The following is a 17,814-nucleotide window of genomic DNA, read 5'->3' as shown; positions in this document are numbered from 1 at the left end:
TCAGTCCACGAGCCGCACGCGCAGGAAGCGGTCGAGCAGGAGGGTGGCGGTGGCGGCCGCCAGCACGATCAGCGAGGCGACGGCGGCGATCATCGGGTCGATGCGCGATTCGATGTAGGCGAACATGACGATCGGCAGGGTCGCCGTCTCCGGGCCGGTCAGGAAGAGCGAGAGCGGCAGGTTCACGAAGGAGAGGATGAAGCAGAAGGTGAAGCCGGCCACCAGGCTCGGCCGCAGCAGCGGCAGCGTCACCTCGCGCCAGGTGGCGAGCGGCCCGCCGCCGAGGCTGCGGCTGGCTTCCTCCACCGCGAAGTCGAAGCGCGCGAAGCCGGTCAGGATCAGCCGCAGCGCGAAGGGCATGACATAGACGGCATGCGCCGCCACCAGCCCCCAGAATCCGGTGCCGATACCGAAGCTGCTGGCGAGCTGCAGGATGGCGAGGCTGACCACCACCTGCGGCACCAGCAGCGGGCTGGCCAGCAGCGTCGCCATGGCGCCGCGCCCGCCGGCGCCGCCCTGCCGGCTCAGCGCATAGGCGGCGAGGAAGGCGACCAGCACGGCCAGCGCCGCCGCCAGCGCGGCGACCAGCGCGCTGGTGCCGGTCGCGGCGAGGAATTCCGGCCGCTCCAGGATGGCGGCGTACCAGGAGAGGGTGAAGCCCTCGAAGCGCGAGGGAAAGCTGGTCGCCGGGTTGAAGGAGGTGGCGATGACGAAGAGCAGCGGGCCCATCACGAAGAGATAGAGCAGCAGCAGGTAGAGCCCGCCCGCCAGGCGGCCGAGCGCCCGAATACTCCCCCTCATGGCCGGATGAACCGCCCGATGGCGGCGGTGAGCGCCACGACGGAGCCCAGCATCAGCAGCAGCAGGAGTCCCGCCGCGGCGGCGGCCAGCTCGGCGTTGAAGGTGGCCATGATGAACTGCGAGACCAGGGTCGTGAGGGTGAGCTGCCCGGCACCGCCGAGATAGTGCGGCGAGATGAAGCTGCTGGCGGCAAGCGAGAAGGTGATGATGCCGGCGGAGAGCACCGAGGGCAGGCTGAGCGGCAGCGTCACGTGCCAGAAGCGCGAGAGCGCCCCGGCGCCGAGGCTGCGCGCCGCCTCGTGCATCGGGGGCTGGATCTGCCGCAGTCCGGTGTAGAGCGTCAGCACCGCGAAGGGCAGCACGAACTGGACGAGGCTGATGACCACGCCCGCTTCCGAGCCCAGCAGGCGCGGCCGCGCGATCAGCCCGGCCTCCACCAGCGGGCCGAGGAAGGGGCCGCCATCGGCCAGCAGCGCCATCCAGCCCAGCACCACCGTCAGCGGCCCGGCCAGGATGGGGAAGGTCAGCCCCATGATGGCGAGGTTGCCGGCGCGGCCGGAAAGCCCCTGCAGCAGCATGGCCGCCGCATAGCCGAGCGGGATGGCGATGAGCATCGTCTCCGCCGCCAGCCGCAGCGTGCGCCAGATGACCTGCAGGTAGTAGGCGCGGGAGAGCAGGTAGGCGTAGTTGTCGAGCGCCGGCCCGGTGAAGCTCAGCAGCACGTTGGGCTCCAGGCTGCGGGCCAGCATCGCCGCCAGCGGCAGGCCGAGCAGGAGGGCGAGCAGCAGCAGGCTCGGCAGCAGCAGCAGCCAGTGCAGGGTGCGCGCCGCGTTCATGGCGCACGGTCCGTTCGGGAGGTGGGAAGCAACACCAGAATCCATCCGCAGCCGGGAGGGGCCTCCCTCCCGGCGCCTGTGAGGCTCAGCGGGCCTGCCAGCTCGGCACGACCTCGAGGTTCATGCGCTCCGTCCAGAGCGGGCGGCGCGCGGCGAAGAGCGCCGGGTCGAAGAAGCGGAGCTGGTCGGCGCGGGCGCCGCAGGCGCAGCGGCTGCGCACGGACTCCGGCAGCTCGGCCTTGCGGTTGGTGGTGCCGGAATAGGTGCTGCCGGCGAAGCTGGCCTGCACCTTCGGGTCCAGCATCAGGTTCAGGAAGACCTCGGCCAGTTCCTGGTTCTTCGTGCCCTTCACCACGCTGACATATTCGGGCACGCCGATCCCCTTCTCCTTCGGGATCACATACTCGATCGGGTAGTTCTGGTCCTTCATCGTCTCCAGGTAGTAGTCGAACTCGGTCGCCAGGGTGACGTCGCCGCTCTTGGCCAGCGGCGCCCAGTCCGTCCAGAAGACGGTCAGCTTGTTGGGCTTCAGCTCCGCCAGCTTCTTGAAGCCGGGATCGACATTCTCGGCCGAGCCGCCCGCCATCTCGGCGGCCAGGATGACGAAGGCCGGCATCTGACTGTGCACCGGCGAGGCGAAGGCCAGCTTGCCCTGGAACTCCGGCCGCCACAGGTCGGCCCAGCTCGTCACCGGCGCCGTCACCTTCTCCGGATTGTAGCCCAGCACATAGGCGATGAGCGTGTAGGGCGCGCCGGCGATGGTCTCGTCCGTCTCGCCGGACTTCACGGTGCGCAGGCGCTCCTCGATGTCGGCGATGTTCGGCACGTTCCTGCGGCTGGCGGTGGTCAGGATGCCCGCCTTCTGGCCGGCGATCACCGCCTCGTCGGTGGAGAAGAAGACGTCGGCCGGCGGATTGGCGCGCTGCGCCATCAGCTTGTTGTAGCGCGCGCCCTGGCCGCCGATGTCATAGGCCAGCCTGGCGCCGGTCAGCCGCTCGAATTCCGGCTGCACATAGGCCTTGAGGCCTTCCTCCGTCACGCCTCCCCAGGTGGAGACGGTGAGGGTGCGCGCCTGCGCCAGGGCGGGGCGGGCCAGCAGGCCGGCGGTTCCCAGGGCGGCGAGGCCCTGCAGGGTGTGGCGACGGGAGAGGAGCATCGGGAGGACCTTCACGAGGAGCGAGGGGCGGCCTGGCACGGCCCCGGACGCAGGAGTCCCGGGCAGCAGCGGTGAGGTGCCTCCCGAAAACATGAATGGCCCGCCTGCTCAACCCTTCCTGGCCGAGCGAGGTTAAATATTTCCGGTTTCTGGAGCCGGTTCTGCCTGTGGTGGAGGCAGTTGCCTGTGGAACAGGTGGATTCCGGCTCATAGCGGCGCGGCGGACCGGGAGGGGCCCCTTCCGGTCCGGGAAAACGCACGGCCTGCGGGAGCGGGAAGCCCGGCGCGCTTCCCTCGAGACTCCCCCGGCTCCCGGACGGGCCTGCCGGGGCTTCCTCAGAGGGCGGAATGCCGTCCGGCCTGCCCTGGAGGGCGGGACCGGCGGCAAACGGCCAGTCCTCTGGCGACTGGCGCCGGCAGGGCGCCCTTACGCGCCGCCGACGCCCTTGTTCACCATGCCGGTTCCCTGGCAGGTCTCGCAGGCGCGGCCGTTGATCTGACCGCTGCCCTGGCAGTCCGGGCAGACGTCCTGGCCGGTCCCGGCGGTTCCGGGCGGGGCGTCGTCGCCCGGCTTGGGGTTCCCGGAGCTGCCCGATGGCTGGCCGGTATGGCCGGAGCTGGATGGAGTGCTCATGCGTCCCTCCGCAAGTGGTCCACCCGCATCAACGCGGGCGGCCCATCCCCTGTTGCCCGGCGCGCCGCGAAGTCTTCCGCCGCCGGCCTCAGGCGGCCTCGAAGACGATGTCCTTGGCGCCGTCCCACAGCACGGAGCGGCAGACCCTGGCCAGCCGGTCCAGATCGTCATGGATGGTCAGGAAGTGATTGCCGGCGAGCTGCCCGGCCTTGCTGGCGAAGCAGCACGGCCCGTAGGCCAGCAGGATCTCCGTCTCGCTGACATTGCTGACATGGCCGGGATGGACGATGATCTGCCCGGGCGCCGGATAGCTTGTGGCGTTCTCGTAGCCGATCGAGAGGTCGCGGCTGCCCATCGGGATCCAGCAGGCCTCGCCGCTCCAGCGGACATGGATGATGCGGTCGCGGTAGGGCAGCATGCTGCGGAACTGGGCGCAGGTCTGCGGCGCCGCGGCCTCCTCGAAGCGGGCATGGAACACTTCGCCACCGATGGCGAGGCGGATATCGGCCAAGGTCGGATCTCCTTCCCCTCAGGGTCTTCCGGCGCGTCGGACGCGGCGCCAGGACGCGGCCGCGGAGGCTCGGCGGCCGCGCCGCGCGCCGCTGCACATGGCGGCTGCGGCCCGAAAGCGCCCGTTCCGATGAAGCCGCCGGCCGGGCATTCATGCCAGCCACGCCCCGCGAGATAAAGGCCTGGACCTCCGCCGGCGCGGCAGCGGCCGCGCTCAACGCCGGAAGGGCAGGCCCCGCGCGACATCCGCGCGTGTCAGTCCGATATCCCGCAGCAGGCGCTCGTCCATCTCCCGCAGATGGCGATGGTCGGCGATCCAGCGCAGCGACCGTGCCCAGATGCCTTCACCGCGCGGCCCTGTCAGGGCGGCTGGCGGACCGGCAGGGCGGGCGAGGCGGGGCAGAGGTGTGGCGAGGGCGGACATCGGCGGCTCCACAGGCGTGTCGCCCGCAGACTGGCCCGTCCTGCCTGCCCGATGTTACGGGCACGGCCGAAGCATCCGTGCGCCTTGGCGGCTAGGATGCGGACTTTCCGGAGAGGCTCCGCCATGCTCAGCACCGCCGCCTTTGCCGAGACAGCCGCCCTGGTCGGCGACCCCGCGCGCGCCAGCATGCTCGCGGCGCTGATGGATGGCCGCGCCCTCACGGTCACGGAGCTCGCCCGGGTGGCGGGCATCGCGCCGCAGACGGCCAGCGGGCACTTGGCGCGGCTGACGGAGGCTGGGCTGCTCGCCGTCGAGCGCCAGGGCCGGCACCGCTATCACCGGCTGGCCACGCCGGCGGTGGCGCAGATGCTGGAGGGCATCATGGCCGTCGCGGCCGGTGGGGAGGGGACGGCCGGCAGGCCGCGCCGGGCGCCCGCGATGGTCGGCCCGCGCGATCAGGCGCTGCGCAGCGCCCGCACCTGCTACGACCATCTCGCCGGGCAGCTCGCCGTTGCCATGGCTGACCGCATGGTGGCGCGCGGCCAGCTCGAGCTTGCGCCGGATGGCGGCGCCCTCACCGCGGCCGGCGCCGACTTCCTCAAGGGACTGGGCCTGGATGTGGAGCCGTTCCCGCGGCATTCCCGCCGCCGCGTCTTCTGCCGCCCCTGCCTCGACTGGAGCGAGCGGCGCCCGCACATCGCGGGCGCGCTGGGGGCGGCGCTGTGCCGGCACTGCTTCGCGCAGGGCTGGCTGCGGCGCATCGAGGGGACGCGCGCCGTCCGCGTGACGCCGGCCGGGCGGCTGGCGCTCGGCAGGGCCTTCGGGCTGGAGCCGGGCGGCGCGATCCATCCCTGAAGAACGTGAGGAAGAAGGGCGGCGGCCCGGGGGAGCTCATTCCCCCGGCCGTGGTTCATTACCGCCCTCGCCTCCGCTTCGCCTTCCCGCGGCCTTTCTTCCCCGTCGGCCGGCCGGCCTGCAGGCGCGGCAGGCCCGCCAGGGGGCGGGGCGCCGCCGCCAGGGCGGCGAGATCCTCCGCCGTGTCCACGTCGCGCAGCGTGCGCAGCAGGGCGATGCGACGGCCGACGAAATTGGCCAGCGTATCGGCCAGCGCGTGCTCGGTGGACCAGCGCACCTTGGCGAAAGGCCGCGCCGGGCGGCGGGCGGAGAGCCCGACGAGCCAGTAGCCGCCATCTTCCGCCGGGCCGAAGACCGCATCCGCCCGCCCCAGCGCGCGGAAGGCGGCGCGGATGTCGGCGGCGGTGATGCCGGGGATGTCGCTGCCGATCACCACCACCCGGCCGGGATGCGCGCGCGTGGTGCGGTCGAGCCGCGCGCCGAGATCGCCATGGCCCTGCGGGATGCCGGGCAGGCGCAGCGGCCAGGGCGCGCGGGCGCCGGGCGGCGTGGTGGCGAGCCGGACATCCCAGCGGCCTTCCCGCGCCGCCGTCTGTGCCACCGCGGCAAGCTGCGCCCGGTAGAAGCGCAGCGCCGCCATGGCGCCGATGCCGCGCGCCAGCCGGCGCTTCACCGCGCCGAGCCGCGGCGCGCGGGCAAAGATGAGAAGGGTATCCCTATGCATAGAGCCTCGCGATCAGGCGCGGCGGAAGGCCGGCGAAGTACAGACCGAGACATAGAAGATTGCGGGCCGAACGGAACAGCCACCCGTCGCGCCGCCAGCGCGCGGCTGACGTGATGGCCTCGGCCGGCAGCGCGACCAGCCGCCGGCGGCCGAGCGCGCGCACCAGCGCCACATCCTCGAAGAGCGGCCAGGGCGGATGACCGCCCAGCGCGGCATAGAGGTCGCGGTGGATCAGCAATCCCTGGTCGCCATAGGGCAGGCCGAGGATGCGGCAGCGCCAGGCAACGGCGCGCGTCAGGCGGCGGGCCGGCGGGCTGGCCTCGTCGAGCGCGAAGCGGAAATGCGCGGCGCGGCCCTCGGCGCCAGGGGCGTCCAGGAAGCGGATGACCGCCGCGCGCCATCCCTCTCCGAGTCGCGTATCGGCATGCAGGAACAACAGCCAGGCCGCCTGCGCGGCGGCGGCGCCCGCGGCGAGCTGTGGTCCCCGCCCGCGCGGCGCGGCGATCACATGGGCGCCGAGTCGCGCCGCCAGGTCCGGCGTGCCGTCCATGCTGCCACCATCCGCCACCACCACCGGCACTCCCCGGAGCGCCGCCAGCGTGCCGGGCAGGCTGCGCGCCGCGTTCAGCGTGGGAATGACGACGGCAAGCTCGGACAGGGTCACCTCAACTCCCGCGTTCCGGAGATGTTCTTGACTTTGCCGCGCTGCCGCGACCAGAGTCCAGCCCGAACGGAAGGGGAACCGAGCATGCCGGAGGGCAGCATCGGCGCCGCTGCCTCCACCCTGCTGGAGGGCGCGCGCAAGGGCCGTGGCGCCACCACCAACCCGGCGGTGCGCTTCGACCGGCTGGCCACCGAGGCCTTCGATGATGGCTGGCAGACGCTGGAGGAAAGCTTCGCCGAACTGCCGCCGCTGGCCACCACGCTGACCAGGGACAGCGCCCGTTCCGCCATCGCCTGGAACAACTCGCCCGATGTCGGCTTCGACCGTGCGGTGAACCCCTATCGCGGTTGCGAGCATGGCTGCGTCTATTGCTATGCGCGACCGAGCCACGCCTATCTCGGCCTCTCCCCCGGCCTGGATTTCGAGACGAAGCTGCTGTTCAAGCCGGATGTCGCGGCGCTGCTGGAGAAGGAACTGCGCAAGCCCGGCTATGCGGCCCGGCCGCTCGCGCTCGGCTCCAACACCGATCCCTACCAGCCGGTGGAGCGGCAACTGAAGCTGACCCGTGCCGTGCTGGAGGTGCTGGAGCGCTTCGGCCATCCCGTGACCATCGTCACCAAGTCGGCCGGGGTGCTGCGCGACCTCGATATCCTGGGCCGCCTGGCGGCGCGCAACCTGGCGCGGGTCTGCCTTTCCGTCACCACGCTGGATGCCCCCCTGGCGCGCATCCTGGAGCCGCGCGCGGCCTCGCCGGAGCGGCGGCTGCACGCGCTGCGGGCGCTCACCGAGGCGGGCATCCCGACCGCCGTGCTGGCCGCGCCGATGATCCCGGCGGTGAACGACATGGAGCTGGAGCGCATCCTGGAGCGCGCCGCCAGCGCCGGGGCCACGCGGGGCGCCTATATCCTGCTGCGCCTGCCGCTGGAGATCGCCGGTATTTTCGAGGCCTGGCTGCGCGAGCACATGCCCGACCGTGCCGAGCGCGTGCTCTCCCTGGTGCGGCAGACGCGCGGCGGCCGGATCTACGACAGCGACTTCGCCCAGCGCATGGGGGGCAGCGGCCCCTATGCCGAGATCCTGGCGCGGCGCTTCCAGGTGGCGGCACGGCGCCTCGGGATGGACCGGCGGGACCTGGGCAGCCTGGATTGCAGCCAGTTCGCCGTGCCGGAAAGCGGGACGGCGGCGCGGCAGCTCTCGCTGTTCTGACCGCGCGCTGCGGCCAGTGGAGGGAGGTCCAGGAACCTCAGCTTCCTGGCGGAGGGTCCGGGAGGCGGAGCTTCCCGGAAACGGCGCGCAACGTGGCGCGGCAGGCGGCGGCGGAGGCGGTGCAGCCGCCTTCCCACCACCATTTGCGCGTTTCGGCCAGGGCGCGCCCCACCGCCGGGCCAGGGGGAATCCCCAGTTCCAGCGCATCGCGCCCCTGCAGCGGAAACACCGGCCGGGGCGTGGTGGCGACGCGGGCGCGCAGCGCGGCGCGGTCCTGCCCGTCCAGCGCCTCGGCGGCCCAGGCGGCGTCGAGGGCGGCGGCGGCCGGCAGGCCGGCGAGCCAGCGGCGCAGCGCATCCCCGTCCAGGTCCGGGGCGGGGGTTGGCCCGGCCAGCAGGGCACGCAGCCGCTTCGCCTCCTCGCCGGAGAAGCGCAGCCGGCGGATCACCGCCTCGCCTTCCCCGCCTTTTCCCGCGCCGAGCAGCACGGCCAGCCGCAGCACCGGTTCGGGCGGCGCGGCGAGGCGCGCGAGGGGGGCAAGGTCGCCCGCCTCCGGCAGCACGGCACCGAGCACGCCGCAGCCCCGCATCAGCGCCAGGGTGGCGGTGACGTCCGGCGCTTCCAACAGGCGTTTCAGCTCCATCCAGACGCGCTCGGCGGAAAGCCGCACCATGCCCGGCACCGCCGCGCGGATCGCCGCCAGCGCCGCCGGGTCAGGGGTGCCGTGGCCGTAGCGTGCCTGGAAGCGGAAGAAGCGAAGGGCGCGCAGGTAGTCCTCGGCCAGCCGCGTCGCCGGATCTCCGACGAAGCGCACCTTGCCGGCCGCGAGGTCCTCCCGGCCGCCGAAATAATCCCAGAGCCGCCCCTCGGCATCGAGCGAGAGGGCGTTGATGGTGAAGTCGCGCCGCGCCGCGTCCTCGCGCCAGTCCTCGGTCCAGGCGACGGTGGCGTGGCGGCCATCGGTGGCCAGGTCGCGCCGCAGGCTGGTCACTTCCACCGGTTCGTGGTCCAGTACTGCGGTGACGGTGCCGTGCTGCAACCCCGTCTCGAACACTTTCAGCCCGGCGGCGCGCAGCCGCTCCGCGATCGCCTCCGGCGGCAGCGCGGCGGCCACGTCCACGTCGTGCACGGGGCGGCCGACGAGGGTGTCGCGCACCGCGCCGCCCACGGCGCGGGCGCCGGGGAGGGCGGCCAGCACGGCGGCGGGGGCGCCGGCGCGCAGCCATCCGGGCGGGGCGATGCGGTCGGCGGGCGGATCGTCCGGGCGGTCGGTCATGGCGGCGCAAGCCAGCATGCGGCGCGGCCGGACGCAACCGCGCATCCAATCTCGGCCTGCGGCGTTTTGCCGGCACACCGCCACCGCTGACAGGCGGCCCAGAACGGAAGGAGAGATCGCAATGGACGAGAATCGCGTGACGGGCGCCGCCCGCGAGGGTGTCGGCAAGGTGCAGGACGCCGTGGGCGGCCTGACCGGCGACCGCGACACCCAGGCGCAGGGCATGTACAACCAGCAGATGGGGCAGGCGGAGAACATCGTCGGCCAGCTCTGCGACAATGTGCGCGAGCAGCCGCTGACCTCGCTCGCGATCGCCGCGGGCATCGGCTACATCCTGGGCCGCCTGCGGATCCTCTGAGGCCCGGCTCCCCGCCATGACGGGGAGGGCCGGGCGCGGCCTTCCCCGCAGCGGCGCCGGCAACCCGCCGGCCCGGCCCGGTGTTGCCTCTCCTGCCAGCCACGCCACGCAGGGACGCGAGCCGAATGCCCGATTCCGACAGCTATGATCTCATCGTCCTCGGCTCCGGCGTGGCCGGCAGCAGCGTCGCCACACGCTGCGCGGGCGCCGGCTGGCGCGTCGCGCTGGCCGAGGTCCGCGAGGTCGGCGGCACCTGCGCGCTGCGCGGCTGCGAGCCCAAGAAGGTGTTCTGGACCCTGGCCGACGCCGCCGAGCGGGCGCGGCGCCTGGCGCCGCAGGGTGTGGCGGGCGGCGAGGCCGTGCGGCTCGACTGGGGCGCGGCGCAGCGCTTCAAGCACAGCTTCACCGACACCGTTCCGGAGCACAGCGAGACCAGCCTGAAGGAGGCCGGCGTCGAGGTGCTGCACGGGGCGGCGCGCTTCGTGGCGCCGGACGCGATGGAGGTCGCCGGCCGCCGGCTGGGCTTCCGCCACGCCGTCATCGCGACGGGCGCCCATCCGGCGCAACTGCCGATCGAGGGCGCCGAGCTGCTCGCCACCAGCGACGACTTCCTGGCGCTGGAGCGCCTGCCACCGCGCATACTGATGGTGGGCGGCGGCTACATCTCCTTCGAATGCGCGCATCTTGCGGCCCGCGGCGGGGCCGAGGTCACGCTGCTGCACGCCAACGACCAGCCGCTGGCACAGTTCGAGCAGGATCTGGTGCGGCACCTGGTGGCGCGCACGCGGGAGCTGGGCGTGACGGTGAAGCTGGGCTGCAAGGTGACGGCGGTCCGCCGGCAGGCGGACGGCACGCTGCAGGTGGAGTGCGAGAACGGCGAACGCTTCGTCGCCGAGATGGCGCTGCACGGCCTCGGCCGCCGCCCCGCGCTGGACGGGCTGGCGCTGGAGGCCGGCGAGGTGGCTGTGGAGAAGGGCCGGTTGAAGCTGGACCAGCACCTGCGCAGCACCAGCAACCCGCGCGTCTTCGCCGCGGGCGACGCGGCGCAGCAGGGCCCCGCCCTGACGCCGGTGGCCGGCCATGATGCCGGCGTGGTGGCGCGCAATCTGCTGGAGGGCTGCCAGGCCGAGCCGGACTACCGCGTGGTGCCGAGTGTGGTCTTCACCATTCCGCCGATGGCCTCGGTCGGCCTGACCGAGGCGCAGGCGCGCGAGCAGGGGCAGGACTTCGAGTTGCGGCAGGGCGACATGGCCGGCTTCCAGTCGGTCCGCCGCACGGGGGAAAGCACGGCGGCGTACAAGCTGCTGCTGGAGCCGGGCAGCGGCCACGTCCTGGGCGCGCATCTGCTCGCGCCCGAGGCGCCGGAGGTGATGAACCTCTTCGCCTTCGCCATGCGCTTCGGCGTGCCGGCTCCGGAGCTGAAGGCGATGATGACCGCCTATCCGAGCTTCGGCTCCAATCTCAGCGCGATGCTGGGCTAGGCCATGCAGCACGAATGGGATGCCATTGTCGTCGGTGGCGGGCCGGCGGGGCTGAGCGCGGCGCTGCTGCTCGGCCGCGCGCGGCGGCGGGTGCTGCTCTGCGATTCCGGTGAGCACCGCAATGACCGCGCCGTGGCCATGCACGGCTTCCTGACGCGGGACGGCATCCCGCCCGGCGAGCTGCGCCGCCTCGCCCGGGAGGAGTTGCGCGCCTATCCCGGCGTGCAGGTGGCCGACCGGCGCGTCCTGGAGGCGGCATGCGCGGAGGCGGGCTTCACGGTGAGGCTGGAAGGCGAGGAGGCGCCGCTGCACAGCCGGCGCCTGCTGCTGGCCACCGGCATGGTGGACGAACTGCCCGATCTGCCCGGCCTGGACGTGCTCTGGGGGCGGACGGTGTGGCACTGCCCCTATTGCGATGGCTATGAACGCCGCGACCAGCCCTTGGCAGTCTATGGCGAGGGCCGCCTCGGCGTGAAGATGGCGCTGGAGGTGCGCAGCTGGAGTCATGACCTGGTGCTCTGCACCGGTGGCAGCCGGATCGAGGCCAAGGACCGGCGGCGCCTGGCCGAGCTGGGGATAGGGCTGCGCGAGGAAAGGGTGGTGGCGCTGGAGCAGGAGGCGGGAGAGCTGCGGGCGCTGCGCTTCGCCGATGGCAGCCTGCTGCCCCGCCGCGGGCTGTTCCTCGCCGCGCCGCAGCGGCAGCGTTGCGAGCTGGCCGAACGGCTGGGCTGCCAGCGAACCCGCAAGGGCATGATCCGCGCCGGGCATGACGGCAGCACGGAGGTGCCAGGGCTTTATGTCGCGGGGGATGCCTCGCCGCATGTGCAGCTGGCGATCGTCGCCGCCGCGCAGGGCAGCATGGCCGCCTTCGCGCTGAACGCCGAACTGCTGCGGGAGGATCTTCACGCCGAGCGGCGCCCGCTGGCGGCGGCCCCGGACTGAGGGCGGGCGGCGCCAGCCCTGGACGCAGCGGCCAGGATGATGACATGATGTTAATCATCAGCCCGTGGGAGAAGCCCATGCGCGTTCCTGTCCTTCGCCGCGTCCTTGCCGGCGGCCTGCTGGCGGCCCTGCTCAGCAGCCCGGCCGCGCTGGCGCATCACGGATGGTCCTGGGCCGAGGAGGAGCAGGTCACGCTCACCGGCACGGTGCGCGAGGTCCATATCGGCCAGCCGCACCCGACCTTGCGCGTGGAAACCGCCGAGGACGGCATCTGGCTGGTGGAACTCGGCAATCCGCGCCAGACCGAGCGGGCTGGCTTCGTGGAAGGCTCGGCCAGGCCGGGTGACCGGGTCACCGCACTGGGCAACCGCTCCCGCCAGGCGGGCGAGCGACGGATGAAGGCCGTCCGGCTCACCCTGGGCGAGCGCCGGTACGACCTCTACCCGGAGCGCATCCGCGGCGGCTGAGCGGGCCCGCCGCGTGGAGGGCTGGCTGCAACTGCTGTCGGACTGGCCGGTGGCAGTGGCGCTCCGGCGGTCGGCGGTGCTGTATCCGCTGGTCAACGCGGCCCATATCCTGTCTTTCGGGGTGGTGCTGGGGGCCATCGTCACGCTGGACCTGCGGCTGCTCGGCCTGTTCCGGCGCCATGCCCTCGCGGCCCTCGGGCCACCGCTCTCGTGCGTGGCGGGGATGGCGCTGGCCGGGGCGGCGCTGACCGGCTTCCTGCTCTTCAGCACCCGCCCCGCCGCCTATGTCGAAAACCCCGCCTTCCTGGCCAAGCTGGCGCTGGTCGCGCTCGGCCTGCTGAATGCGCTGGCGCTGCGGGCCGGCCGGTCCTGGCGCACAGCGCTGGAGGGCGGCCCGGTGCCCAACCGGGTCCGGCTGGCGGCCCTGGTCTCGCTGCTGGTCTGGCCCGGAGCGGTGCTGGCGGGGCGCTGGATCGGCTTCCTGCAATGACCGGCACTGCTGTCGCCTCTCTGCTGTATCCCGGCTTGCGGCCGTGGTGCGCCGCGCCAGCCGATCTCACCGCCATGCCGCCGGCGCCCGGCCCGGCACGGCGGATCCGGGCGCGGGCCTTCCTCGTCTCGCTGGCCAACCCGAAAACGCTGCTCTTCTACGGCGCCTTCTCCCCGCAGTTCGTGGCGCCGGAGTTGCGGGCTGCCGCTGCGGCTCGCGGTGCTTCCGCCAGCTTTCTGGCCCTCGCCGTGCTGGCGGGCAGCGGCTGGAGGCTGGCGGCCACCCGGGCGCGCCGCCGGCTTCCAATAGCCCCGCGCGGCTGAGGAGCCGGCTCAGCGGCGGCATGCTGCCCGGCGCCGGCTTGCACGCCGCGATCCGCACGCGCTGAAGGGAGGGTGGACGGCGGCGATGCGCCCGCAACATAGTCCGGCATGGACATCGAGCTTGTCGCCGCCGATTCACCCACCCCCGAGGACCGGGCGGCCATCATCGCCGCCCTGACCCGGTTCAACGAGAGCCAGGTCGGACCCTCGAACATGCAACCGCTGGTGCTTCTCCTGCGGGACGCCGCCGGGGCGACCGTGGGCGGGCTCTGGGGGCGGACGAGCTACGACTGGATGTTCATCGAACTGCTGGCGGTGCCGGAGGCGCTGCGGGGGAAAAGCTTCGGCACGAGGCTGATGCGGCGCGCCGAAGCGGTGGCGGTGGAGCGCGGCTGCGCCGGCATCTGGCTGGATACCTTCAGCTTCCAGGCCCGCCCCTTCTACGAGGGTCTCGGCTATGCGCTGTTCGGCGAGATCGCCGGCCATCCACGCGGCGGCGCCCGCTACTTCCTGCACAAGCGGCTGGAGCCGCTTCCCGCCTTGAAGTGAAGCACGGGCCAGGGGAGCGAATTCCCCGACCGTGCGGCCCGGCTCTGGGAAGCCCTGACCCTGCTGCAATGCAGCGTCAAGCAAACGGGCATGGCGGGGCGGGCGGCGAGACGCAAAATTGCCACCTGGATGCCTTCCGCGAAAGGAAAGGAGCATCCATTCCCGTTTCACGACAGGTGGCACCGGACATGACCGAGCGAAGCAGCACGCCCTCCACGCGCCCGTTGAGCGGAAGGGACCTGCGCACGCTCATTCTCGCCGCGCTCGGCGGCGCGCTGGAGTTCTACGACTTCATCATCTTCGTCTTCTTCGCGACGGTGATCGGCCATCTGTTCTTTCCTGCCGACATGCCGGAATGGCTGCAGCAGTTGCAGACGCTTGGCATCTTCGCCGCCGGCTATCTGGCGCGCCCGCTGGGCGGGTTGGTGATGGCGCATTTCGGCGACCGCTTCGGCCGCAAGCGCATGTTCACCTTCTCCGTCTTCCTGATGGCGATCCCGACGCTCCTGCTCGGCCTCACGCCCACCTATGCCACGCTGGGCTATGCGGCGCCGATCCTGTTGCTGCTGTTCCGCATCCTGCAGGGCGCGGCGATCGGCGGCGAGGCGCCGGGTGCCTGGGTCTTCGTCGCCGAGCATGTGCCGGCGCGTCGTGTCGGGCTGGCCTGCGGCATGCTGACCGGCGGCCTGACGGGCGGCATCATGCTGGGCTCGCTGATGGCCACCGCCATCAACACCGCCTTCGCGCCGGAGGCGGTGGCGGCCTGGGCCTGGCGCATCCCCTTCCTGGTGGGCGGACTGTTCGGCCTCGGTGCCATGTATCTGCGCCGCTTCCTGCACGAGACGCCGGTCTTCGAGGAGATGCGGCAGCGCGCCGCGCTCAGCCGCGAACTGCCGATCAAGGCGGTGCTGCAGGGGCATGGCCAGGCGGTGCTGGTCTCCATGCTGGTCACCTGGATGCTGACGGCGGCGATCGTGGTCGTCATCCTGATCACGCCGAGCCTGTTCCAGCGCCTCTATCACTTCAGCGCGGCGGAGACGCTGCAGGCCAACCTGGCCGCCACCTTCGCCCTGACCGTCTGCGCGGTGCTGGTCGGCGCGCTGCTGGACCGCTTCGGCGCGGTGCGCGTGATGCTGCCGGGCGGCCTGGCGCTGATCGCCACCTCCCTGGCGCTCTACACCCTGGCGCCCGCGCGGCCGGAGCTGCTGCTGCCGCTCTATGCCCTGGCGGGCGCGGCGGTCGGCATCATCGGCGTGGTGCCCTATGTCATGGTCAGGGCCTTTCCGCCGGCCATCCGCTTCACCGGCCTCTCCTTCTCCTACAACATGGCCTATGCGGTGTTCGGCGGGATCACCCCGCTGCTGGTGCAGGCGCTGGTGGCCTGGGATCGCGCCGGGCCTGCCTGGTATGTCGCCGCCGTGGCGCTGGTGGGCATGGCCACGGTCGCCTGGCATTCCCGCACCGCGCCGCGGGTGGCAGCGGTGCCCGTCCCGGCGGAGTAGCAGACGGGCGCCGCCTGGCGCCAACCGTCAGGGTGCGCCCGCTGGCCTCGCGCCCCTGGGCCTTGCGCAGCCGGGACGAGGGCGACGCGGGGAAGGTGGGCCATCCATTCCGGCCGGCTTCGTGCTACCAGCCTCGCATGGCCTCCCTTCCGCCTCCCGACACCACCCAGGCCCTGAGTGGCCGCCTGTGGCGCGACTATGTGCGGCACCACCGCCTCGGCATCCTGCTGGCGCTGGTCTGCACCGCCGCCCTGGCCGGGCTCACGGCGCTTTACCCGCTGGTCATCCAGCAGGCCTTCGACCTGTTCACCGCCGGCGACATGCGCATCGTCTGGCTGGTGCCGCCGGTCATCATCGTCATCACCGCGGCCAAGGCGCTGGCGCAGTACGGCCAGACGGTCTCGGTCCAGGCGGTGGTGCTGCGGGTGATCGAGTCCGTGCAGAACGACCTGTTCCGGGCGCTCACCCGCACCGACCTCGCCCTGGTGGTGCAGGAGGCGCCGGCCCGCCACGCCGCCCGCTTCACCGCCGACGCCCAGGCCATCCGCGAGGCGCTGGCCAAGGCGATCAACGCGCTGGCCGACGGGCTGACGGTGATCGGCCTCGCCGCCTCGATGGTCTGGCTGGACTGGCACATGAGCCTGATCCTGGCCGTGCTCTATCCCCTGGCGGTGGTGCCGGTGACGCGGCTCGGCAAGCGCATCCGCCGCGCCTCGGGCGGCATGCAGGAGCGGGTGGGGGAGACGGCGGCCATCCTTGCCGAAAGCTTCGCCGCCGCCCGCGTGGTGCGCAGCTACCAGCTTGAGGCGCAGGAGGAGCGCCGCGCCGCCGGCGCCTTCGCCGCGCTGCGCCATGCGCTGCTGCACATCGTCCGTATCCGCGCCATGCTCGACCCGATCCTGGAGGCGCTGGGCGGCATCGCGGTGGCCGGCGTGCTGGCCTTCGTCGGCTGGAAGGTGGGAACCGGGCGCGGCACGGTGGGCGAGTTCACCGGCTTCATCACCGCCCTGCTGCTGGCGACCCGGCCGATGCGCTCGCTCGGCTCGCTGAACGCCTCGCTGCAGGAAGGCTTCGGCGGGCTGACCCGCGTCTTCGCCGTGATGGACCGGCCCGCCACCGTCACCGTACCGCCCGGCGCTCCGCCGCTGCCGGAGGGGCCGGGGCGGCTGGCGTTCGAGGCGGTCGGCTTCCACTACGGCGGCCTGGGCGACGCCGCGCTCTCCGGCCTCAGCTTCAGCGCCGCACCGGGAGAGACGGTGGCGCTGGTTGGGCCCTCCGGCGCCGGCAAATCCACCGCGCTCGCCCTGTTGCCGCGGCTCTACGACGCCACCGAGGGCCGCATCCTGCTCGACGGCGCCGACATTCAGGCGGTGACCCTGGAATCGCTGCGTGCCGCCATCGCCTATGTCGGGCAGGAGCCGGTGATCTTCGACGACACGGTCTTCGCCAACATCGTCTGTGGCCATCCCGGCGCCAGCCGCGCGGAGGTGGAGGAGGCAGCCCGCGCCGCCGCCGCACACGGCTTCATCACCGCCCTGCCGCAGGGCTACGACACGGTGCTGGGGCCGGGCGGGTCGCGGCTCTCGGGCGGGCAGCGGCAGCGCATCGCCCTGGCCCGCGCCCTGCTGCGGAACCCGCGCGTGCTGCTGCTGGACGAGGCGACCAGCGCGCTGGACGCGGAGAACGAGGCCGCCATCGGCCGGGCGCTGGAAACCCTGCGCGAAGGTCGCACCACCCTCGTCGTCGCGCACCGCCTGGCGACGGTGCAGCAGGCCGACCGCATCGTGGTGATGCAGGAGGGCCGCGCCATCGAGCAGGGGCGCCACGCCGAGCTGATGGCGCGGGACGGGCTCTATGCCCGGATGGTGCGGACCCAGGCCTTCGCGCTGGCCTGAGGCGACCGGAGGGAAGGCCGGGGGAAGGAATTCCCCCGGCCCCCAGCTTCTTTCTGCCCGCTTCAGCGGTCCTCTTTGCGGCGGATCATCTCCCGCAGCAGCACCTGCGCGAGGTCATGCGGGTCCGCCTCGTCGATATGAGCGCTCTCCTCGCCGCCATAGTCGTCGGAGGTGACGGTGACGAGGTTGCCCTCCACCACATAGTTGCCGGTATAGGTGCGGTTGCCGAAATCGACCGTGACCTGGTTCGGGACTTCCACGCGCGGCCTCCCTCGGCTCAGGTCAGCTTGTTGTCGGCGCCGAAGGAAAGCTGCCCGCCCGGCCCGGGCGCCTGGCCGCTGGTGCCATGCTCGCGCTGGCCCTTCGGGCCGCCATGCGCATGGGCGCGGCTGCCATGCGGCCCGTCCTGCTTCGGCTCCCCGAAAGGCGCGCCGGCGTCCGGCCCGCGGGAGATGCGCTCCTGCACCTCCGCCTCGCTGAGGCAGGCCTGCTGCATCCGCTCGGCCGGCATGGACAGCCGGACCACCCCGCCATCCAGCCCGGCGACCGTGCTGGAGGGGATGTAGCGGTGCTCGCCGCCCGAGGCGGGGTCGCTGCGGGTCAGCTTGATGTAGTCGCCCTGCACGTGGTCCACCGTGCCGAAGGGGCGGCCGTCGCTGCCCACAACCGGCATGTGGTCCTGGATCTCGCCTGCCGCGATCTTCGCTGCGTTGACCATGGG

General features: G+C 72.7%; 22 protein-coding genes. 11 read left to right on the top strand and 11 right to left on the bottom strand.

The genetic code is table 11. From position 1 onward, the window contains the following. From QMO56_RS13430 to QMO56_RS13405, 6 genes are all read right to left on the bottom strand, one after another. Window positions 1-801 (bottom strand): ABC transporter permease, encoded by an 801-nt coding sequence (locus QMO56_RS13430; protein WP_283526449.1) that lies wholly within the window; start codon window positions 799-801, stop codon window positions 1-3. Next, window positions 798-1,637 (bottom strand): ABC transporter permease, encoded by an 840-nt coding sequence (locus tag QMO56_RS13425; RefSeq protein ID WP_283526448.1) that lies wholly within the window; start codon window positions 1,635-1,637, stop codon window positions 798-800. Before QMO56_RS13425 ends, QMO56_RS13430 begins: the two co-directional genes overlap by 4 nt. Before the next feature lie 85 nt (window positions 1,638-1,722). After that, complete coding sequence (locus QMO56_RS13420; RefSeq protein WP_283526447.1) at window positions 1,723-2,793, bottom strand: ABC transporter substrate-binding protein; 1,071 nt, start codon at window positions 2,791-2,793, stop codon at window positions 1,723-1,725. Between the two features lie 427 nt (window positions 2,794-3,220). Then, a complete protein-coding gene (locus tag QMO56_RS13415) occupies window positions 3,221-3,427 on the bottom strand; it encodes a hypothetical protein (RefSeq protein WP_283526446.1) in 207 nt (68 codons plus the stop codon). Between the two features lie 88 nt (window positions 3,428-3,515). Next, window positions 3,516-3,938: a DUF3830 family protein gene (locus QMO56_RS13410; protein WP_283526445.1), complete on the bottom strand. Its 423-nt coding sequence runs from the start codon at window positions 3,936-3,938 to the stop codon at window positions 3,516-3,518. Window positions 3,939-4,151: 213 nt separating this feature from the next. After that, window positions 4,152-4,361 carry a DUF1127 domain-containing protein gene (locus QMO56_RS13405; protein ID WP_283526444.1) on the bottom strand — a complete coding sequence of 70 codons (210 nt, stop codon included), beginning with the start codon at window positions 4,359-4,361 and terminating at the stop codon, window positions 4,152-4,154. Between the two features lie 123 nt (window positions 4,362-4,484). Here QMO56_RS13405 and QMO56_RS13400 point away from each other — a divergent pair, with 123 nt between their 5' ends. After that, a complete protein-coding gene (locus QMO56_RS13400) occupies window positions 4,485-5,216 on the top strand; it encodes a helix-turn-helix transcriptional regulator (RefSeq protein ID WP_283526443.1) in 732 nt (243 codons plus the stop codon). A 58-nt stretch (window positions 5,217-5,274) separates the two neighbouring features. Here the strand turns inward: QMO56_RS13400 and QMO56_RS13395 are convergent, their stop codons facing one another. Both QMO56_RS13395 and QMO56_RS13390 read right to left on the bottom strand, forming a co-directional pair. Next, complete coding sequence (locus QMO56_RS13395; RefSeq protein ID WP_283526442.1) at window positions 5,275-5,940, bottom strand: TIGR04282 family arsenosugar biosynthesis glycosyltransferase; 666 nt, start codon at window positions 5,938-5,940, stop codon at window positions 5,275-5,277. Continuing rightward, window positions 5,933-6,604, bottom strand: a complete 672-nt coding sequence (locus tag QMO56_RS13390) for a TIGR04283 family arsenosugar biosynthesis glycosyltransferase (RefSeq protein WP_283526441.1) — start codon at window positions 6,602-6,604, stop codon at window positions 5,933-5,935. Before QMO56_RS13390 ends, QMO56_RS13395 begins: the two co-directional genes overlap by 8 nt. A gap of 84 nt (window positions 6,605-6,688) precedes the next feature. Here QMO56_RS13390 and QMO56_RS13385 point away from each other — a divergent pair, with 84 nt between their 5' ends. Continuing rightward, the gene (locus QMO56_RS13385) at window positions 6,689-7,810 is read left to right on the top strand and encodes a PA0069 family radical SAM protein (RefSeq protein ID WP_283526440.1); all 1,122 of its coding nucleotides are present in this window, start codon (window positions 6,689-6,691) and stop codon (window positions 7,808-7,810) included. Window positions 7,811-7,847: 37 nt separating this feature from the next. Here the strand turns inward: QMO56_RS13385 and QMO56_RS13380 are convergent, their stop codons facing one another. Beyond that, complete coding sequence (locus QMO56_RS13380) at window positions 7,848-9,086, bottom strand: CCA tRNA nucleotidyltransferase (protein WP_283526439.1); 1,239 nt, start codon at window positions 9,084-9,086, stop codon at window positions 7,848-7,850. A gap of 121 nt (window positions 9,087-9,207) precedes the next feature. Here QMO56_RS13380 and QMO56_RS13375 point away from each other — a divergent pair, with 121 nt between their 5' ends. From QMO56_RS13375 to QMO56_RS13335, 9 genes are all read left to right on the top strand, one after another. Beyond that, complete coding sequence (locus QMO56_RS13375) at window positions 9,208-9,444, top strand: CsbD family protein (RefSeq protein ID WP_283526438.1); 237 nt, start codon at window positions 9,208-9,210, stop codon at window positions 9,442-9,444. A gap of 125 nt (window positions 9,445-9,569) precedes the next feature. Beyond that, complete coding sequence (locus QMO56_RS13370; protein WP_283526437.1) at window positions 9,570-10,925, top strand: NAD(P)/FAD-dependent oxidoreductase; 1,356 nt, start codon at window positions 9,570-9,572, stop codon at window positions 10,923-10,925. A gap of 3 nt (window positions 10,926-10,928) precedes the next feature. Further along, window positions 10,929-11,867 (top strand): NAD(P)/FAD-dependent oxidoreductase, encoded by a 939-nt coding sequence (locus tag QMO56_RS13365; RefSeq protein ID WP_283526436.1) that lies wholly within the window; start codon window positions 10,929-10,931, stop codon window positions 11,865-11,867. 77 nt (window positions 11,868-11,944) lie between these two features. Then, window positions 11,945-12,334 carry a DUF6152 family protein gene (locus tag QMO56_RS13360; protein ID WP_283526435.1) on the top strand — a complete coding sequence of 130 codons (390 nt, stop codon included), beginning with the start codon at window positions 11,945-11,947 and terminating at the stop codon, window positions 12,332-12,334. Window positions 12,335-12,347: 13 nt separating this feature from the next. After that, a complete protein-coding gene (locus QMO56_RS13355; protein WP_283526434.1) occupies window positions 12,348-12,824 on the top strand; it encodes a DUF6644 family protein in 477 nt (158 codons plus the stop codon). After that, window positions 12,821-13,147, top strand: coding sequence for a LysE family transporter (locus QMO56_RS13350; protein WP_283526433.1), 327 nt, complete (start codon window positions 12,821-12,823; stop codon window positions 13,145-13,147). Before QMO56_RS13355 ends, QMO56_RS13350 begins: the two co-directional genes overlap by 4 nt. 108 nt (window positions 13,148-13,255) lie before the next feature. Further along, complete coding sequence (locus tag QMO56_RS13345) at window positions 13,256-13,696, top strand: N-acetyltransferase (RefSeq protein ID WP_283526432.1); 441 nt, start codon at window positions 13,256-13,258, stop codon at window positions 13,694-13,696. A gap of 188 nt (window positions 13,697-13,884) precedes the next feature. Then, window positions 13,885-15,198 carry an MFS transporter gene (locus QMO56_RS13340; protein WP_283526431.1) on the top strand — a complete coding sequence of 438 codons (1,314 nt, stop codon included), beginning with the start codon at window positions 13,885-13,887 and terminating at the stop codon, window positions 15,196-15,198. A gap of 137 nt (window positions 15,199-15,335) precedes the next feature. Beyond that, on the top strand, window positions 15,336-17,093 hold the full coding sequence (locus QMO56_RS13335; RefSeq protein ID WP_283526430.1) for an ABC transporter ATP-binding protein: 1,758 nt from the start codon (window positions 15,336-15,338) through the stop codon (window positions 17,091-17,093). Between the two features lie 62 nt (window positions 17,094-17,155). On the opposite strand, the gene QMO56_RS13330 is transcribed toward QMO56_RS13335, so the two are convergent. Both QMO56_RS13330 and QMO56_RS13325 read right to left on the bottom strand, forming a co-directional pair. Then, complete coding sequence (locus tag QMO56_RS13330; protein ID WP_283526429.1) at window positions 17,156-17,353, bottom strand: hypothetical protein; 198 nt, start codon at window positions 17,351-17,353, stop codon at window positions 17,156-17,158. Window positions 17,354-17,370: 17 nt separating this feature from the next. Continuing rightward, window positions 17,371-17,811, bottom strand: coding sequence for a DUF2171 domain-containing protein (locus QMO56_RS13325; RefSeq protein WP_283526428.1), 441 nt, complete (start codon window positions 17,809-17,811; stop codon window positions 17,371-17,373). Between the last annotated feature and the right edge of the window lie 3 nt (window positions 17,812-17,814).

Source organism: Roseomonas sp. E05, assembly GCF_030063475.1.
In the GTDB taxonomy this organism is placed as follows: Bacteria; Pseudomonadota; Alphaproteobacteria; order Acetobacterales; family Acetobacteraceae; genus Pseudoroseomonas.
Note: the sequence above shows the minus strand (reverse complement) of the source record. Positions and strands in the feature narration are given on the sequence as shown.

What these genes read in the sequence shown, in the direction of transcription:
- QMO56_RS13430 (WP_283526449.1), bottom strand. Translation starts at nt 801, where the DNA reads ATGAGGGGGAGTATTCGGGCGCTCGGCCGCCTGGCGGGCGGGCTCTAC.
- QMO56_RS13425 (WP_283526448.1), bottom strand. Translation starts at nt 1,637, where the DNA reads ATGAACGCGGCGCGCACCCTGCACTGGCTGCTGCTGCTGCCGAGCCTG.
- QMO56_RS13420 (WP_283526447.1), bottom strand. Translation starts at nt 2,793, where the DNA reads ATGCTCCTCTCCCGTCGCCACACCCTGCAGGGCCTCGCCGCCCTGGGA.
- QMO56_RS13415 (WP_283526446.1), bottom strand. Translation starts at nt 3,427, where the DNA reads ATGAGCACTCCATCCAGCTCCGGCCATACCGGCCAGCCATCGGGCAGC.
- QMO56_RS13405 (WP_283526444.1), bottom strand. Translation starts at nt 4,361, where the DNA reads ATGTCCGCCCTCGCCACACCTCTGCCCCGCCTCGCCCGCCCTGCCGGT.
- QMO56_RS13400 (WP_283526443.1), top strand. Translation starts at nt 4,485, where the DNA reads ATGCTCAGCACCGCCGCCTTTGCCGAGACAGCCGCCCTGGTCGGCGAC.
- QMO56_RS13395 (WP_283526442.1), bottom strand. Translation starts at nt 5,940, where the DNA reads ATGCATAGGGATACCCTTCTCATCTTTGCCCGCGCGCCGCGGCTCGGC.
- QMO56_RS13385 (WP_283526440.1), top strand. Translation starts at nt 6,689, where the DNA reads ATGCCGGAGGGCAGCATCGGCGCCGCTGCCTCCACCCTGCTGGAGGGC.
- QMO56_RS13380 (WP_283526439.1), bottom strand. Translation starts at nt 9,086, where the DNA reads ATGACCGACCGCCCGGACGATCCGCCCGCCGACCGCATCGCCCCGCCC.
- QMO56_RS13375 (WP_283526438.1), top strand. Translation starts at nt 9,208, where the DNA reads ATGGACGAGAATCGCGTGACGGGCGCCGCCCGCGAGGGTGTCGGCAAG.
- QMO56_RS13370 (WP_283526437.1), top strand. Translation starts at nt 9,570, where the DNA reads ATGCCCGATTCCGACAGCTATGATCTCATCGTCCTCGGCTCCGGCGTG.
- QMO56_RS13365 (WP_283526436.1), top strand. Translation starts at nt 10,929, where the DNA reads ATGCAGCACGAATGGGATGCCATTGTCGTCGGTGGCGGGCCGGCGGGG.
- QMO56_RS13360 (WP_283526435.1), top strand. Translation starts at nt 11,945, where the DNA reads ATGCGCGTTCCTGTCCTTCGCCGCGTCCTTGCCGGCGGCCTGCTGGCG.
- QMO56_RS13350 (WP_283526433.1), top strand. Translation starts at nt 12,821, where the DNA reads ATGACCGGCACTGCTGTCGCCTCTCTGCTGTATCCCGGCTTGCGGCCG.
- QMO56_RS13345 (WP_283526432.1), top strand. Translation starts at nt 13,256, where the DNA reads ATGGACATCGAGCTTGTCGCCGCCGATTCACCCACCCCCGAGGACCGG.
- QMO56_RS13340 (WP_283526431.1), top strand. Translation starts at nt 13,885, where the DNA reads ATGACCGAGCGAAGCAGCACGCCCTCCACGCGCCCGTTGAGCGGAAGG.
- QMO56_RS13335 (WP_283526430.1), top strand. Translation starts at nt 15,336, where the DNA reads ATGGCCTCCCTTCCGCCTCCCGACACCACCCAGGCCCTGAGTGGCCGC.
- QMO56_RS13325 (WP_283526428.1), bottom strand. Translation starts at nt 17,811, where the DNA reads ATGGTCAACGCAGCGAAGATCGCGGCAGGCGAGATCCAGGACCACATG.